The sequence below is a fragment of the uncultured Psychroserpens sp. genome (assembly GCF_947494225.1).
Classification (GTDB): Bacteria; Bacteroidota; Bacteroidia; order Flavobacteriales; family Flavobacteriaceae; genus Psychroserpens.
Map to the genome: position 1 here is coordinate 243,911 of NZ_CANLUG010000004.1, position 17,351 is coordinate 261,261.

The 17,351-nt window shown below is 33.7% G+C and carries 17 protein-coding genes; 14 read left to right on the forward strand and 3 right to left on the reverse strand.

Annotated elements, in window-relative coordinates:
* Window positions 1-9 precede the first annotated feature (9 nt).
* On the reverse strand, window positions 10-1,320 hold the full coding sequence (locus Q0893_RS11495; RefSeq protein ID WP_298902382.1) for an aspartyl protease family protein: 1,311 nt from the start codon (window positions 1,318-1,320) through the stop codon (window positions 10-12).
* A gap of 154 nt (window positions 1,321-1,474) precedes the next feature.
* Here Q0893_RS11495 and Q0893_RS11500 point away from each other — a divergent pair, with 154 nt between their 5' ends.
* The 4 genes from Q0893_RS11500 to Q0893_RS11515 all read left to right on the forward strand — a co-directional run bounded on the left by Q0893_RS11500 (window position 1,475) and on the right by Q0893_RS11515 (window position 5,239).
* Entirely contained in the window at window positions 1,475-2,665 is a 1,191-nt protein-coding gene (locus Q0893_RS11500) for a pyridoxal phosphate-dependent aminotransferase (protein WP_298902381.1), read from the forward strand.
* A complete protein-coding gene (murB, locus tag Q0893_RS11505; RefSeq protein ID WP_298902380.1) occupies window positions 2,665-3,678 on the forward strand; it encodes a UDP-N-acetylmuramate dehydrogenase in 1,014 nt (337 codons plus the stop codon). The genes Q0893_RS11500 and murB overlap by 1 nt, the downstream gene beginning before the upstream one ends.
* A 220-nt stretch (window positions 3,679-3,898) precedes the next feature.
* Entirely contained in the window at window positions 3,899-4,438 is a 540-nt protein-coding gene (locus tag Q0893_RS11510) for an RNA polymerase sigma factor (RefSeq protein ID WP_298902379.1), read from the forward strand.
* Between the two features lie 3 nt (window positions 4,439-4,441).
* Complete coding sequence (locus tag Q0893_RS11515; RefSeq protein ID WP_299275695.1) at window positions 4,442-5,239, forward strand: anti-sigma factor; 798 nt, start codon at window positions 4,442-4,444, stop codon at window positions 5,237-5,239.
* Window positions 5,240-5,307: 68 nt separating this feature from the next.
* Here the strand turns inward: Q0893_RS11515 and aqpZ are convergent, their stop codons facing one another.
* Complete coding sequence (gene aqpZ, locus Q0893_RS11520; protein ID WP_298902376.1) at window positions 5,308-6,006, reverse strand: aquaporin Z; 699 nt, start codon at window positions 6,004-6,006, stop codon at window positions 5,308-5,310.
* 169 nt (window positions 6,007-6,175) lie between these two features.
* Between aqpZ and Q0893_RS11525 the strand changes: the two genes are divergently transcribed.
* The 7 genes from Q0893_RS11525 to Q0893_RS11555 are packed head-to-tail and all read left to right on the forward strand — an operon-like array spanning window position 6,176 to window position 13,501.
* Window positions 6,176-6,379: a membrane or secreted protein gene (locus Q0893_RS11525; protein ID WP_298902375.1), complete on the forward strand. Its 204-nt coding sequence runs from the start codon at window positions 6,176-6,178 to the stop codon at window positions 6,377-6,379.
* 3 nt (window positions 6,380-6,382) lie between these two features.
* Window positions 6,383-7,498: a glycosyltransferase gene (locus Q0893_RS11530; RefSeq protein ID WP_367180662.1), complete on the forward strand. Its 1,116-nt coding sequence runs from the start codon at window positions 6,383-6,385 to the stop codon at window positions 7,496-7,498.
* Entirely contained in the window at window positions 7,489-8,037 is a 549-nt protein-coding gene (locus Q0893_RS11535; protein ID WP_298902372.1) for a sigma-70 family RNA polymerase sigma factor, read from the forward strand. The genes Q0893_RS11530 and Q0893_RS11535 overlap by 10 nt, the downstream gene beginning before the upstream one ends.
* Entirely contained in the window at window positions 8,037-9,293 is a 1,257-nt protein-coding gene (locus tag Q0893_RS11540; RefSeq protein ID WP_299275701.1) for an Nramp family divalent metal transporter, read from the forward strand. The genes Q0893_RS11535 and Q0893_RS11540 overlap by 1 nt, the downstream gene beginning before the upstream one ends.
* 51 nt (window positions 9,294-9,344) lie before the next feature.
* Window positions 9,345-10,223 carry a lipoyl synthase gene (gene lipA, locus Q0893_RS11545; protein WP_298902370.1) on the forward strand — a complete coding sequence of 293 codons (879 nt, stop codon included), beginning with the start codon at window positions 9,345-9,347 and terminating at the stop codon, window positions 10,221-10,223.
* Window positions 10,223-11,218 carry a type I glyceraldehyde-3-phosphate dehydrogenase gene (gene gap, locus Q0893_RS11550; protein ID WP_299275706.1) on the forward strand — a complete coding sequence of 332 codons (996 nt, stop codon included), beginning with the start codon at window positions 10,223-10,225 and terminating at the stop codon, window positions 11,216-11,218. The genes lipA and gap overlap by 1 nt, the downstream gene beginning before the upstream one ends.
* A gap of 51 nt (window positions 11,219-11,269) precedes the next feature.
* Window positions 11,270-13,501: an ATP-binding protein gene (locus tag Q0893_RS11555; protein ID WP_298902367.1), complete on the forward strand. Its 2,232-nt coding sequence runs from the start codon at window positions 11,270-11,272 to the stop codon at window positions 13,499-13,501.
* On the opposite strand, the gene lpxK is transcribed toward Q0893_RS11555, so the two are convergent.
* Window positions 13,498-14,508 (reverse strand): tetraacyldisaccharide 4'-kinase, encoded by a 1,011-nt coding sequence (gene lpxK / locus Q0893_RS11560; protein ID WP_299275709.1) that lies wholly within the window; start codon window positions 14,506-14,508, stop codon window positions 13,498-13,500. The two genes, Q0893_RS11555 and lpxK, sit on opposite strands and share 4 nt — an antisense overlap.
* A gap of 53 nt (window positions 14,509-14,561) precedes the next feature.
* Between lpxK and Q0893_RS11565 the strand changes: the two genes are divergently transcribed.
* The 3 genes from Q0893_RS11565 to msrA all read left to right on the forward strand — a co-directional run bounded on the left by Q0893_RS11565 (window position 14,562) and on the right by msrA (window position 17,291).
* Window positions 14,562-15,656 carry a Nif3-like dinuclear metal center hexameric protein gene (locus Q0893_RS11565; protein WP_298902365.1) on the forward strand — a complete coding sequence of 365 codons (1,095 nt, stop codon included), beginning with the start codon at window positions 14,562-14,564 and terminating at the stop codon, window positions 15,654-15,656.
* 2 nt (window positions 15,657-15,658) lie between these two features.
* Window positions 15,659-16,438 carry a C4-type zinc ribbon domain-containing protein gene (locus Q0893_RS11570; RefSeq protein ID WP_298902364.1) on the forward strand — a complete coding sequence of 260 codons (780 nt, stop codon included), beginning with the start codon at window positions 15,659-15,661 and terminating at the stop codon, window positions 16,436-16,438.
* Window positions 16,439-16,634: 196 nt separating this feature from the next.
* Window positions 16,635-17,291, forward strand: coding sequence for a peptide-methionine (S)-S-oxide reductase MsrA (gene msrA, locus Q0893_RS11575; RefSeq protein ID WP_298902362.1), 657 nt, complete (start codon window positions 16,635-16,637; stop codon window positions 17,289-17,291).
* Window positions 17,292-17,351: the final 60 nt, after the last annotated feature.

Genomic DNA, 17,351 nt, shown 5'->3' on the forward strand with positions numbered 1-17,351 from the left:
TAGAACTCTCTATTTACTTAGGGGGTTCTTTTTTTTAAAAACATCTTCAAGTTTAAAATCGAAATTCATAATTTGTTTGTTTCGCTCAATTTTAAGTCTTATCGACTTACCTGGACGTTCTCTAAAATATGCTATAACTTCCTGAAGTTTTAGTAGATGTGCTTCTTTTCCGTTAATTCTTAAGACAATATCATCTATTTGCAAGCCTGCGCGTTCGGCAGGAGACCCTTTCCTTATGTCAACAATGGTAAATGCAGGCTTTAGTTTGAATTGGTATGACTGTACCAGATCAATTGCAACGCCTTCCCTATTTTGTCCATAGGAATCCAACACAGCATTTTTAGTGAGTTCTCTTACTACTCTAACACCATTTTGTTCTAATACAATGCCACTTCGATTATACTGAAATCCAGCCTTAAAATTAGAATTTTTCTTTAACGTGATCTTAGAGTTTCCGTAATCAATAATGAGATTAAAGCGTCTTAACATTTCAGCACCAATACTTCCATTTCGCTCTTTATGACGTCGTGCATAGCTTATTGCTAACGAGTCTGGGAAAGCGACATTAACATCATTTAATTCAAAATTATTTAGGCTTAACGACTTAACAATCGATCGCAAGCCATAAACATTTCCACTTAATCCTCTACCCAAAAAGTCACGAAAATAGTTATGATGGGTTCTAGAAATTCCATGCTTCTCATCTTCAAACAACCACAAAGCATCACTACTACCTGTATCTATCAATAGTTTCACCGGAACGTCTTTATCGCCAAACTTGGTTTTCAAATCTATATAAGGCTTATTATTGTAAAAAGACAAATTAAAAGTTTCACATTTCTTACAGGATTTATATTCGTAAGAACCTTTCCTATGAAGTTTTAGATATTTCGATCTGTAATTTATTTCAACCACAAAGTTTTTAAATAAATCATAACCTATAATGCCATGAACTGGAACACCAAGGCGTGGCGTAAAATTAATGTTCTGATCAAAAACAACATATACATCCTGATTGATATTAACAGCATTACCAATTTTAAAAAAGTTGTTATTAGACTTCAGAGCTTTTACAGACTCACCATCACCAAGACCACGTATAAAAATAGTCTCTACATTGTTAATCTGAAGAGAATCGGTATTTGTAATGTTAAACAACAAAGGTTTACTTACCCCTGTATCAAGTAAAAATGACAACTTAACCCCATTTATTTCTACAGGAATAATCATAAGATTATTAATAAGTTGAAACCTTATCTTGTCTGTTTTGCGTTTTGGCAAATTAAAATCACCTTGACCAAATGAAAAGGTAAAACTCATTACAAACAACAGAATAAACGCGTATGTTTTTTTTGAAAAAATCATAAGTATAAATAACAAGTTACAAATCTTTAGTTCATGATTAGTTTTTACTTCAATTTTTTAAATAAAATTTAAGATAATTTTCAGAACTTTACCATCTAAATAAATAAACATGCCAACGATTTCCAAAAAGGGAGGTGCGATGCCAGAATCTCCAATACGTAAACTAGTCCCGTTTGCTGAGAATGCAGAGAAAAATGGGAAAGATATTTATTATTTAAACATTGGTCAGCCAGATATTCATACACCTAAAGCTGCTATAGATGCCGTTAAAAATAGTTCCATAGATATTTTAGCTTATAGTCGTTCAGAAGGGTCGGAAGTTTATCGTCAAAAAATTGCGAACTATTACGCAAATAACGATATTCATGTAAATCACGATGACATTATTGTAACTACTGGTGGTAGCGAAGCTCTATTATTTGCTTTTGGAAGCATCATGGATGTTGATGACGAGGTAATTATCCCTGAGCCTTTTTATGCTAATTACAATGGTTTCTCTACAGCCTCAGGCGTAACTGTTGTTCCTGTAATTTCAAAAATTGAAAACAATTTTGCACTACCTCCGATAGAAGAGTTTGAAAAGTTAATTACACCTAAAACCAAAGCAATACTTATTTGCAACCCTGGAAACCCAACTGGGTACCTCTATTCAAAAGAAGAAATACAAAAGTTAGCAAGTATTGTAAAAAAGCATGATCTGTTTTTAATTGCAGATGAAGTATATAGAGAATTCGCTTATGATGGAGCTAAACACTACTCCATATTACAAGAAGGAGGCTTAGAAGATTATGCTATAGTCATAGATTCTGTCTCAAAACGATACAGCATGTGTGGCGCTCGAATTGGATGCCTTGTTTCAAAAAATAAAGCCGTTATAAAAACAGCATTAAAATTTGCACAAGCCCGCTTAAGCCCACCTACACTAGCACAAATAGCGAGTGAGGCCGCCTTAGATACACCACCGAGTTATTTTGACGATGTCATTGAAGAGTATGTTGAACGCAGAAATGTATTAATTGAAGAACTTAGCAAGATTGATGGTGTTAAGGTTGCAAATCCGAAAGGTGCGTTTTATTGTATCGCCGAACTTCCAATTAAAAATTCTGATGCGTTTGCACAATGGTTGTTAGAATCTTTTGATGTTGATAGGGAAACCGTTATGGTAGCTCCAGCGGCTGGATTCTATAGTACTCCAGGTGTTGGTTTAAACCAAATACGAATTGCTTACGTTCTTAATACTGATAAACTAAAAAAAGCTGTAAACATTATAAAAGAGGCTCTTAAAGTATATAAAGATTAGTGCAAATTCAAAATAACATATCGCTAAAACCGTACAACACTTTTGGAATTGATGTTAAAGCCAAACAATTTGTTTCGGTTAATTCTGTTGAAGATCTAAAAGCAATTTATGCGTTGGAACATACTCCTAATAAATTTATTTTGGGAGGCGGAAGCAATATGTTGCTTACTAAAGACGTAGACAGTCTTGTTATCCATTTAAACATTAAAGGCAAAGACATTATAGCTAAATCTGATTCTGAAGTATTAGTTCAAGCAATGGCTGGCGAAAATTGGCATGAGTTCGTTTTATGGACACTTGAAAAAGACTTCGGTGGATTAGAAAACCTGTCGCTTATTCCTGGAAATGTTGGTACCAGTCCAATTCAAAATATTGGCGCTTATGGTGTAGAATTAAAAGATGTTTTTCACTCTTGTGATGCCTTAAATTTAGACACACTTAATATTGAGACATTTACAAAAGAAGATTGTGGTTTTGATTATCGAAATTCTATTTTCAAACAACAGGCTAAGGGTAAATATATTATTGTAAGTGTTGTTTTTAATCTAAGTGTCAACGTTCACAGTTTACACACTAATTATGGTGCTATTCAATCTGAGTTAGAACGCATGCAGGTTAGCAAACCAACGATTAAAGATGTATCAAAGGCTGTAATTGCCATAAGAGAAAGTAAGCTACCTAACCCAAAAGAAATCGGAAACTCTGGAAGTTTCTTTAAAAACCCTATTATTTCCTCTAAAGACTTCTTGAAACTGAAGGAGAACTTCCCAGATGTGCCACATTATATTGTCTCAAAGGATGACGTTAAAATTCCTGCAGGTTGGCTTATTGAATATGCTGGATTTAAAGGTAAAACCTTTGGCACCTATGGTGTTCATAAAAAACAAGCCTTAGTTCTAGTAAATTATGGTGGTTCAAATGGTTCTGATATTTTAAAACTATCCGCTTTAATTCAGGATACAGTAGCCCGTATTTTCGATATTAACATAGAAGCAGAAGTTAATATTATCTAACAAAAAAGCCCCATAACATGAGGCTTATTGTTCACTACAGAATAGTTTTTGAAAATGCTATTAATCAATTTTCTTTTAGGAAGAAAAAATTCTATTCCACAGAAATTATATGTTAAATGGATTAAATTCCGTTCTAGTATTATTTTACTAATTTTACCACCTTAATCTATATACGTACGAAATTTAATTTTGGACGTTTAAAACAAATATTTTTTACTTTTTGAGTACTTCATTAGAACAACAAATAGTAGATCTTCTCGCCAAAGGAGACAAAAAAGCTCTTAATCTTCTCTATGAAAATTATGCAGACAGCCTATATGGTGTGATTTTAAAGGTAACTATTAATGAAGAACTTGCTCAAGACGCACTTCAAGAAACGTTTGTTAAGGTTTGGAAAAACTCCAAAAAATACGATTCGAAAAAAGCCAAATTGTTTACTTGGCTCTTTAGAATTGCCAAAAATACGGCCATAGATAAACTGCGTAGTTTTAACAATAGATTTGAAAAAGAAGTCCAAATTGACAAATCAAACGTATATATCTTACCAACAGCGAGTTTAAACCAAGATGTTTTGGATTTAAAAGAGCACGTTGCGCGATTAGACGAAAAGTACCAAATAGTCTTGAAAGCCTTGTTTTTTGAGGGTATGACCCAGCAAGAGGCAAGTGAAGAACTTGATATTCCGTTAGGTACAATAAAGTCTAGATTAAAAATTGGATTACGAGAGCTCAAAAAGGTCTATGATCCAGAAATAAATTAAGAAATGGAAAAAAAATTACATACTTTTTTTCAATCTGGTTTACTTGACAAGTATATACTAGATGAAACATCTGCTTCAGAAAGTCTGAAAGTAGAACATTACATAGAAACGTATCCAGAAGTGGAGAGCGAATACTTGAGGTTACAGGATAATCTTGAGATTTTAGCTAAAGCTGGTGCTGTAGAAGCGCCCAAATTCATTTTAGATGCTGTTAAGACCGAATTACAGGAAGAGGCAACTCCAGTGGTTACACTGAACTCTCCAAATCGTAGAAGAACACCATGGTATGGTATTGCGGCTAGTATAGTTGCTTTACTTTTTGCTGGTGGTTACTATATGAAGCATCAACAAAATCAGGAGTTACTAAAAGAAAATCAAGTTGTGGTTGACGAAATTTTTGATTTACGCAGTGATATTGAGGACAATAACAAAAAGTTAGATAACTTAATGCGTCAGTTTTTGAAACTTAACAACCCTGAAACTGAAAAATATGTCCTAAGAGGAAATGCACGTGCAAAGGATTTAAAAACAGTAGCTTATATTAACGCTGTTGAAAAAACATCTATGATTGACGTTGTGTCCCTACCTCAGCTTTCTGAAGATCAATTCATTCACCTTTGGGCAGAAATGGAAGATCATTTTGTAAGTCTTGGTATTCTTGATCCTTCAGAAAAAAACATGCAGTCTGTACCTTATATGGAAGACGCTCTTGGATTAAGCATTACCATTGGACCTAAGGAAAATGCCAATAAATCTGATAATGCGGTTGCAGAAATAGAATTAAAGAACAGAAACAACTAAGTTATTTCTTATAAATACAAAAGCCACTTTAAATTTAAAGTGGCTTTTTTTTGTTAAAAACAGATCAACTATTCTTTATCAAAAAATGCTTTATGAATTAGGCCTGCAATTATAGCTCCTGCTATTGGTGCTGCCCAAAATAACCATAGTTGCGGAACAAAGTCGCCTCCAGCTATTACGGCCTGACTTGTTGAACGTGCAGGGTTTACCGATGTATTTGTAATAGGAATACTAATTAAATGAATTAGTGTTAATCCAAGACCAATTGCAATAGGAGCAAATCCTTTAGGAGCTCTTACATTTGTACTTCCTAAAATAATAAGTAAGAAGAACATTGTCAATACAAACTCAGCAATTAAAGCTGCAATCATAGAGTAGCCTCCTGGAGACAAATCACCATACCCATTCGCAGCAAAAGCTCCTGCCTGTGTATTATCAATAACAAAGCCTTCCTTACCAGTCGCAATCATATATAAAACACCTGCGGCAACAAAGGCGCCAACGAGTTGAGCAATGATATAACCAATTAAATCTTTAGCCGGAAATTTCCCTCCTGCCCAAAGTCCGAATGATACTGCAGGATTAAAATGTCCCCCAGAAATGTGACCAACCGCAAAAGCCATGGTTAATACTGTTAAACCAAACGCTAATGCTACTCCAGCAAAGCCAATACCTAATTCTGGAAATGCCGCAGCAAATAATGCGCTACCACAACCCCCAAAAACAAGCCAAAACGTACCGAAGAATTCAGCAAATAATTTTTTCATAATAATTAATATTAGTTAGTTAAAAGTTTAATTTATTAATTATAAGACACTTAAACAAATCTCGAAGTCACAATTAAAGGCTAATTGCCTCGAATAGAGTACATAATTATGATTAAATGATATACAAAATCTATATCTTTGCACAAACAAAAACAATAATTAGAAGCAGATGAAACTCGTTCTTATTACTTTGGTACTTTTAGGTTTAGGGGTTGCGGGAATAGCAATTAAAATATGGGCTAAAAAAGATGGAAAATTCGCTGGTACTTGTGCTAGTCAAAACCCAATGCTTAATCAAGAAGGTGAAGCATGCGGTTTTTGCGGAAAAACGCCAGACCAGTTTGAGAATTGTAACGAACCTCAACACTCATAACCATTGTTGCTTCTTTTTGACGTATTCTTCTACGTTTTTATTGGCATTGTTGTCATTCAAGTCATTTACTACGGAATTATCTTCGGTAGGTTTGCTACGCTGAAACGAAAAAAGACATCGCCTAAAAACTTACCTATTTCGGTAATCATATGTGCAAAGAATGAAGCTGAAAATTTAGAAACCAATCTACCTTCTATTCTTTCTCAATCCTATCCTAATTTTGAAGTGGTTCTTATTAATGATTATTCTTCAGACAATACTTTGGCTGTAATGCAAAGTTTTGCGCAAAATCATGACAATATTAAAATTGTAGATGTAAAACCTATTGAAGCGTTTTGGGGCAATAAAAAATATGCCCTAACATTAGGGATTAAAGCAGCCAAATACAATACACTTTTATTTACAGATGCAGACTGCAAGCCTATATCTAAACATTGGATTAGCAAAATGACCGAACATTTTGATTCTAAAAAAGCACTCGTCTTAGGCTATGGTCCTTATCAAAAAATTAAAGGGTCATTTCTAAACGCACTGATTAGGTTCGAAACCTTTATGACAGCCGTTCAGTACTTTTCATACACGCTTATTGGGCAGACGTATATGGCTGTGGGAAGAAATCTCGCCTATAAAAGAGAACTATTTTACGAGGCCAACGGTTTTATGAATCATATGAATATACGATCGGGAGATGATGATTTATTTGTAAATCAAGTCGCAACATTATCAAACACTGCCATTTGTATAACCAAAGAAAGTTTTACAGAGTCTGTTCCTAAAAAGACATTTTCATCTTGGTTTCTTCAAAAAAGACGACATATAAGCACTGCCACTCATTATAAACTAAAGCATAAAATACTTTTAACTTGTTTTTACTGTTCGCAATTTTTGTTTTGGGCTCTAGCCATTACCCTAATCGTCGCCATGCATCAATGGCAACTTGTTATAGCGTTAGTATCTCTAAGGTTTATTATCCAGTATACAACTCTTTACTCTGCTGCAGCAAAACTTAAAGAAAAAGACTTAATGCTATTTATTCCGTTTCTAGAATTGTTTTTAATTACTTTTCAATTCTTTATATTTATAAAAAATCTCTTATCAAAACCACACCATTGGAAGTAAAAGACGCTATAAAAAAAGCTAAAAAAAATGATCAAATTGCTTTCAATTTTCTACTAGACAAGTTCTGGAATATGGTATTTGGCTTTCAATTAAAACGTACTGAAAATGAGAATGATGCTGAAGACATTACCATTCAGACCTTTTCAAAGGCTTTTGATAAAATTAATACTTACAATGATAAATATGAATTCAAAACATGGCTAATAACCATTTCTAAAAACATTCATATTGATCTGGTTAGAAAACAAAAATCAACAATATCCAGTCGATCTAACAGTGATGAAGATGATGAATTCTATACAATAATTGATGAATCTCCTTCACCAGAAGACAAGTTAATAACCGAACAAAACTTAGCTAAACTGCTGCGAGATATCAAAAAGCTAAAACCGCATTATCAGGAAGTCATCAATTTAAGATATTTTCAAGAATTGAGTTATAAAGAAATTTCTCAATATTTAGATGAGCCTATTAATAATGTTAAGGTAAAGCTACTAAGAGCTAAAAAGTTACTTGCTGAGATTATCAAAAAAGAATAATGGCTTTTAATCTTAAAAAAATTGGCCCAGGTTTATTGTTTGCAGGAGCTGCAATTGGTGTGTCTCACCTTGTTCAATCTACAAGAGCAGGAGCCGATTTTGGTTTTGGGTTAATTTGGGCTTTGTTACTGGTGAACATTTTCAAATATCCTTTTTTCCAGTTTGGTCCACGTTACGCGATGGCCACTGGAGAAACACTTTTAGATGGCTATAGAAAACTAGGCAAAGGTGTCTTAATTACATATTTCATTCTAACATTTGCCACAATGTTTACAATTCAAACTGCAGTAACTATTGTTACGGCAGGCCTAGCTAAATCCATTTTTGGATTTTCAATATCTACTGAAATATGGACCGTTATTATACTTGGTATTTGTTTTGTGATATTATCTATTGGAAAGTATAGTTTTCTAGACAAATTGATGAAATTTATCATTATTACATTAACAATAAGCACTATAGTAGCGGTGTTCTTTGCTTTCAATAATTTAGAAAAATCAATAACTACTACTCAAATATTTCCAAACGCCATGGAATTTGGTTTTCTTATTGCCTTTATGGGCTGGATGCCAGCTCCTTTAGATATTTCAGTTTGGCACTCACTTTGGGCAATTGAGAAGAAAAAAGAAGACACAACATTCTCTGTTAAATCTTCGCTTTTCGACTTCAACGTAGGCTATTTTGCAACTATTATATTAGGGCTTGGATTTTTAACATTAGGCGCTTTAATTATGTTTAACAGTGGAGAGAACTTTAGTGGAAATGCTAAGGATTTTTCTAATCAGCTCATTTCAATGTATACCTCTAGTTTAGGAAATTGGTCTTATGTCATTATTGGAATTGCCGCTTTTACAACAATGTTTAGCACAACACTCACTACCTTAGATGCATCACCAAGAGCCATGGCCAAAACAACACAATTATTGGTTGGCAACCTTATAAAACAATCCTATTTATTATGGCTTTTAATCTTAATGTTAGGAACCATACTTATCTTCTTTTTCTTTCAGTCTGATATGGCATTACTTATTACAATAGCCACCGTTTTGTCGTTTATTACAGCTCCTCTGTATGCTATTGCTAATTACGTTCTTATTTCTAGCAAGCATACGCCAAAAGAATGGCGCCCTTCAAAACGTATTCATGTTCTGAGTTGGCTGGGACTGCTATTTTTAGTTGGTTTTAGCCTATGGTATATCGTCCTAAATATAGATATGTTTACTCAATTTTATGATTGGCTAACTCAATTACTTTAAACGAATAATTAAGAGAATACTTCGTATCTTTGAGGTCTCTAATTAAAGTAGATGGATACAAATACCGAATCAAAACCAATAGTAGGACGTCAGCCCAAACCAAAATGGCTTCGTGTTAAACTTCCAACTGGAAAAAAATACACCGAATTAAGAGGTCTTGTTGACAAGTATAAACTCAATACAATTTGCACATCGGGAAGTTGCCCTAACATGGGTGAATGCTGGGGAGAAGGAACAGCTACTTTTATGATTTTAGGAAATGTATGCACGCGCTCCTGTGGTTTTTGTGGCGTAAAAACGGGAAGACCAGAAACTGTAGATTGGGACGAGCCTGAAAAAGTTGCCCGATCAATAAAAATAATGAGTATCAAACATGCAGTCTTAACTAGCGTTGATAGAGATGACTTAAAGGACATGGGAAGCATCATGTGGAGTGAAACCGTAAAAGCGGTAAGGCGCATGAATCCCGAAACCACCTTAGAAACACTTATTCCAGATTTTCAGGGCATTGAGCAACATATAGACAGAATTATTGACGTTGCGCCAGAAGTTGTATCACACAATATTGAAACAGTAAGACGTTTAACCCGTGAGGTTCGTATACAAGCTAAATATGATAGAAGTATGCATGTACTTAAATACCTAAAACAACAAGGCCAACGTAGAACAAAATCTGGTATTATGTTGGGCTTAGGTGAAACAAGAAAAGAAGTTATTGAAACGCTTCATGATTTAAGAGAGAATGATGTTGACGTAGTTACTATTGGACAATACCTGCAACCAAGTAAAAAGCACTTACCAGTTAAGCAATTTATACAACCCGATCAATTTGATGAATATAAACAAATTGGTTTAGATCTAGGGTTTCGTCATGTTGAAAGTAGTGCTCTCGTGAGATCTTCATATAAAGCGCAAAAACATATTAATTAATGATTCGAGTTGCAATAAATGGATTTGGTCGTATTGGTCGGCGCGTGTTTAGACTCATTCAAGACCGAGATGATATTCTTGTTGTAGCCATTAATGATCTTGCAGATGCAAGAACCTTAGGTCATCTTTTAAAATATGATAGTATTCATGGTGTGTCTTCTCAAGACATTTCAGCAACTCAAAATTGTATTGTTTTAAATGGTCGTGACATACCATTGCTTAACAATGAGCATCCAAAATATATTGATTGGACACCATTTGATGTAGATTTCGTTATTGAAGCTACTGGAAAATTTAAAACTTCAAAAGATTTAAATCATCATATTAATAACGGTGCTAAACGGGTGATTTTATCGGTTCCACCTATTGAAGATGATATAAAAACAGTAGTACTAGGTGTTAATGATGATGATATAAATGGTACAGAATTAATTTTATCTAATGCGTCCTGTACCACGAATAATGCAGCACCCATGATTAGCATAATTAATGAACTCTGCGGTGTTAAGCAGGCCTATATTACGACTGTGCATTCATACACTACAGATCAAAGTTTGCATGACCAACCTCATAGGGATTTAAGACGTGCAAGAGCAGCAGGCCAATCTATTGTTCCAACAACAACTGGTGCCGCTAAGGCCTTAACTAAAATATTTCCAGAATTATCAGATGTGATTGGAGGTTGTGGTATTAGAGTCCCTGTGGCTAATGGATCATTAACAGACATTACCTTTAATGTAGAAAAAACCGTTACCATTGAAGATATTAATAGTGCTTTTCAAAAAGCAGCTAACGCTCATTTTAAAGGTATTCTTCAATATACCGAAGACCCAATTGTGTCCATAGATATTGTTGGTAACACACATTCCTGCATATTTGATGCTCAAATGACATCGGTTATTGGTAATATGATAAAAATTGTAGGTTGGTACGATAATGAAACAGGCTATTCAAGTAGAATTTTAGATTTAATTTGCAATTTATCGATGAAATAGTGTCTTTTATCGAATAAATATTTATATTTGTCCAAATGAAAGTGGCCAAATATGTCCCAAGTTAAGTATTACATAGTTACTTTTTTAATAAGTTTTTCGTGCACTCTATTTGCTCAAACCAATAGCGATGAGGATAGTGAGGTGCTCAAATTACGCATTGAAAACACCATTACATTATCTGGATTTGATAGTGAGCGTGGTGATTATTTTAGTGCTATGGATAATTTAGAAAAGGCTTTAGAGCTAGCGATTAGTATAGACGATAAAAAAAGTCAAGGTATTATCCATACCAAAATTGGTGAACTCCAAATTGCGATTAAAGAATATGATAAGGCTCTTGCCTCTTTAATTAAGGCAACAGATATTCAAAGACAACTAAACGATTCACAAAACCTTGCCACAACCTACAGTGTCAAAGGTACGCTTCATGCTATAAAGGAAGAATATAAAGACGCTCTAGGATATTTAAAATCTGCCAAAACACTTTTTGAAGAAGCAGATTTAGAAAGTGAAATCCCTGAAATCACATTAACGCAAGCGAAAATTCATTTTAATTTAAAAGATTATAAAACCGCAAAATCGTTATTAGAAAACACCATTGTTTCCGCTAAAAAAAATAATCAAAATGACATTTTAGCCAATGCACTAATTTATAGTGGCAAGACATTAGATAAATTAGGAAATAATAAACAAGGTATTGCGCTAGCAAATGAAGGTCTTCAAATTGCAAAAGATGGTGAATTGGTTGATAACATAAATGAAGGTTATTTGACTTTAAGTGCCATTTATAAAAATGATAATAACTTCGAACAAGCCCATCACTACCTTCAAAAGCATGTGCAGTTTACAGATTCGATACTAAGTATAGAACGTGCAAATCTATCTCCAGAAAAAAGAGCAGAACACATAAACGCCTATAACGCTGAAGAGTTTAAAAAGTTAAAAAAGCAAGTTGAAGATCAAGAGTCTGATAGCAACCTAGCAAAAATCACCACTATATTAAGTATAGCACTTATCACAATCTTATCATTGTTAACGCTATCGCTTTATAAAAACAACAACATTAGATTAAAGTCTAATAACATGCTTCAAGAGAAAAATGATGACCTCATCGAAGCCATGAAAAGAGCAGAATTGGCATCAAAAACAAAAGCTAATTTCTTATCTACAGTAACCCACGAGTTAAGAACACCTCTTTATGCCGTTACAGGTTTGACCAACATGTTATTAGAAGAAGAACCTAGTGAAAAACAAATACCGCATTTAAAATCTTTAAAATTTTCAGGAGACTATCTATTGACATTTATTAATGATATTCTTCAAATTAATAAAATCGAGGCCAATAAAGTTGAGTTAGACCCAGTATTATTTAACCTTAAAACTAAGGTTGAGAATGTCTGTTCTGCGCTCAACAATTCGGCATTAGACAATAATGTAATCATGCATTATGATTACCAAAAAGATTTACCAGAAACCTTTATTGGTGATAATCTTAAAATTTCTCAGATCCTTATCAATCTTATTGGTAATTCTATCAAATTTACCAAAGATGGTGATATTTGGGTGAGAGTATATAGTATTTCTAATAAAGGAAATGACTATACTTTAAGATTTGAAATTGAAGATAATGGTATTGGTATTTCTAAGGAAAAACAAGACAATATGTTTGAGAGCTTCTCCCAAGGCTCAATACAAATCAATAGAAAATATGGCGGAACAGGTCTTGGTTTATCTATTGTAAAAGGTCTTATTGAAATATTAAAAGGAAAAATCTACCTAAAAAGTGAACTCGGAAAAGGAACAACATTCTTCTTCGAAATTCCATTAACCTACGCTCCAGAAACTGTTAAAATCGAAAAAGAAGATTATTCTAAAAACATTAGCAAATTGGACATTAGCAACATTAAAATCTTAATCGTCGAGGACAATAAGATTAACCAAATGATCACCAAGAAGATTCTTAACAAGATGAATCTTGAATGTGATATCGTAGACAATGGAGAAGCCGCTGTAGAGAAAGTCAAAGAGAACAACTACAATGTTGTCTTAATGGATATCCACATGCCAGGAATTAGCGGCTTAGAAGCCACAAAAATTATCAGAACCTTTGATAAAGAGTTAACCATCTTTGCACTTACAGCTGTAACACTAGAAGATAAAATGCATGAATTTGACGAAGCTGGCTTTGATGACATTATATCAAAACCATTTAAGCAAGAAGATTTTGAAAAGAAACTCTACGAAGTACTTGCATCTAATCAAAATACAGCCTCCTCTTTTTAAACAGACTTTATGTACGATAACAATTGAGCGTTAAACTCATCGCTATTGTCTATTTTAAAAGTGATTGGCAAATAATAAAGCTGCGTCGATTTAGCTTCAAAACTATCCTGTAATCGCATAAAATCTTTTTCGGTTGTTAAAATAACCTCCTTTTGTTTCAAGACTTCAATTTCAGAGGCACTAAACACATGATGATCACTGTAATTTAAATGTTCAAAATCTATATGTTTAGAGTTTAAATAACGAACCAATGGCCCAGGGTTTGCAATTCCAGTAACCAAGGATACTTTCTTTCCTTTTAAATGGGTAAATTCATAACACCCATCATTATTCCATATCGTTTCATCATATGAAATCCAACTAAAATACACCTTTTGATGTGCTAGCGGATTTATTTTTTTTAGAATTTGATTTTTTTCAGAAAGCGCTAACGACTCAGGACATTTAGTTACCACGATATTATCTGCACGTTTAGCCCCAGTTATAGGTTCCCTCAAATCACCAGTTGGCAACATCATATCATTATAATACAAGTTATCATAAGCCGTTAGCAAAATAGTATAGCCTGGCTTCACCTTTCTATGCTGAAAGGCATCATCCAACAAAATAACATCGGGTTGTTTTAGATGTATGAGTTGTGAAATACCACGCTGCCTATTCTCATCAACGCTAACAACAATAGTATCAAACTTTTTATAAAATTGAAAAGGTTCATCACCAATAGTGCGCGCTGATGCTTGCTTGTCTGCAATTATAAAACCTGATGTATCTCGCTTGTATCCACGACTTAAAGTAGCCACATTATAGTGGTCGTTTAACAATCTAATTAAATATTCTATTGTTGGTGTTTTACCTGTTCCACCTGTGCTTAGGTTTCCAACGCAAATAATTGGTAAATCGTAAGACTTTGAAGCCATCCACCCCAAATCATAAAACTTGTTTCGTAACCAAGTTATCACATAATAAACCGGAACAAATGGAAAAAGTATTTTTCTGAGTAGCTTCATTAGAACGAAGTTAATATTTTATATTTGTTTTTAAACTTAACACCGTAAATAATATGATTGTTCAAGATGTTATGAATTATCTAGAAGATTTGGCTCCTTTGGCATATGCAGAGGATTTTGATAATGTAGGTCTTCTTGTTGGCGACAAAAATGCCAAAGTATCAGGAGTTCTAGTAACCTTAGACACTCTCGAGACGGTTGTTGACGAAGCTATTAGAAACAATTGTAATCTTATTGTAAGTTTTCATCCCATTATTTTTAAAGGCTTAAAATCTCTTACAGGAAAAAATTATGTAGAGCGTACTGTTTTAAAAGCCATTAAACACGATATTGCTATTTATGCTATTCATACAGCCTTAGACAATGCGCTTAAAGGAGTTAACGACATTATTTGTGACACACTTAATTTAGAAAATAAGTCCATACTAATTCCGCAGAAAGGAACGATAAAAAAATTAACCACTTATGTTCCCTTCGGAAATGCCAATGCCCTAAGGCATAAACTTTTTAGTGCTGGTGCTGGAAATATTGGCAACTACGATAACTGTAGTTTTAATAGCGAAGGAATTGGAACCTATAGAGGTAATGAAGCATCTAATCCAACATTAGGTAAAAAAGGAGAATTGCACGAAGAACAGGAGGTCCAAATCTCAGTGACCTTTAATAAACATATAGAGTCTAAACTATTAAACACTTTGTTTGAACATCATCCATACGAAGAAGTCGCTTTTGAAGTGGCCACACTCGACAATTATGATCAAAATATTGGTATGGGTATGGTTGGAGAACTTAAAGAAGGGCAATCAACAGCATCTTTTTTAGAATTTGTAAAAGAAAAAATGAATGTCTCATGTATTAGACATTCAGAAATTACAACAAGCACGATTAAAAAAGTAGCGGTATTAGGTGGTTCTGGAAGTTTCGCTATTTCAGCAGCAAAGCGGGTTGGAGCCGACATTTTAATTACGGCAGATCTAAAATATCATGATTTCTTCTCTGCAGATGGCAACATAATTGTAGCCGATATTGGACATTATGAAAGCGAACAGTTCACAAAAAACTTTTTAGTAGACTATCTCTCAAAAAAAATTACTAATTTTGCAGTCGTTTTATCAACGACGAATACAAATCCGGTAAAGTATTTATAATTATGGCAAAAAAAGCTGAAGCATCTGTTGAAGATAGATTAAGAGCACTCTATGATTTACAATTAATCGACTCTAGAGTAGATGAAATAAGAAACGTTAGAGGTGAATTACCTCTTGAGGTTCAAGATTTAGAAGATGAAGTTGAAGGTTTAAATACGAGACTTGAAAAGTTGGCAACTAATCTTGATTTAATTGACGACCAAATTAAATCAAAAAAGAACTTAATTGAAGAAGCCAAAGCGCTTATCAAAAAGTACACAGAGCAACAAAAGAATGTTAGAAATAACAGAGAATACAATTCTTTAACGAAAGAGGTTGAGTTTCAAGAATTAGAAATTCAGTTAGCTGAAAAGCACATTAAAGAATTTAAAGTTCAAATAGAACAGAAAAAAGAAGTGATTGATGAGACAAAAGATCGTCTTAAAGATCGTAAAACACATTTAAAGCATAAACGTGGTGAGCTAGACGCAATTTTAGCTGAAACACAAAAAGAAGAAGAAGCTCTAATTAAAAAATCTGAAGATTTTCAGAAAAAATTAGACGAGCGTCTTGTTAATGCTTATCTACGCATTAGAAACAATGTAAAAAACGGATTAGCTGTAGTACCAATTGAAAGAGGTGCTTCTGGAGGATCTTTCTTTACAATTCCACCTCAAATTCAAGTTGAAATAGCTTCTCGTAAAAAGGTTATTACAGATGAGCACAGTGGTAGAATATTAGTTGATGCACAACTCGCACAAGAAGAAAAAGAAAAAATGGAGAAAATGTTTTCTAAACTTTAATCCAAATAATATTTCAAAATAAAAAAAGACCTCAATCAATTGATTGAGGTCTTTTTATGTTTAGTTCTTACCTTATGTAACCCATAGATAGGTTTCATATATAACAAACCGATTTTCATTTTAATAAAACTTTTACAAGCTTCATATTAAGGTTTCTTATCTTTAATCGACTGATTGCAAAAGAAAGTAAAACATTATGAAAAGATTATTCACAACATTAGCTATCGCGCTACTATTTAGTTGCCAACATAGTGCTCAGGTCAACGAGAAACAACAAGCCGTAATTGATGCCAAACCTATTGAAGTTCCTCTAAAAGAAGGTAAAGCTAAAGCCTATTTTGCCAGCGGATGCTTTTGGTGTGTTGAAGCGGTTTATGAAAGTGTAAAAGGTGTAGACGAAGCTATTAACGGTTACTCTGGCGGCTACACAAAAAACCCAACATACCAACTTAGTAACACCGGAAGAACTGGTCATGCTGAAGCTGTTGAAGTTATTTACGATCCTAAAGTGGTAAGTTTTGAAACTTTAGTAGATGTGTATTTTGCATCGCAAGATCCAACACAAGTTAATGGTCAAGGGCCAGACAAAGGGTCTCAGTATCGATCTATTATCTTCTATCAAAATGACGCTCAAAAGAAAATTATAGAAGAGAAGAAAGCTGCGCTTGCCAAAAAGTTAGGAAAAACTATCGCAGCGGAAGTTTATCCTTTTCAGAAATTTTGGGTTGGGGAGGACTATCACCAAAACTATGAAAGATTACACCCTAATCAAGGTTATATTAGAAATGTATCAATTCCTAGATTGAATAGATTTAAGGCCAAAATGCCAGATGTTTTGAAGGAAAAACACTAATGTTAGTGCATTTCATCGATAAAATTTGGTTGTTTATCGATAAAAAGTGTATTTTAGCGA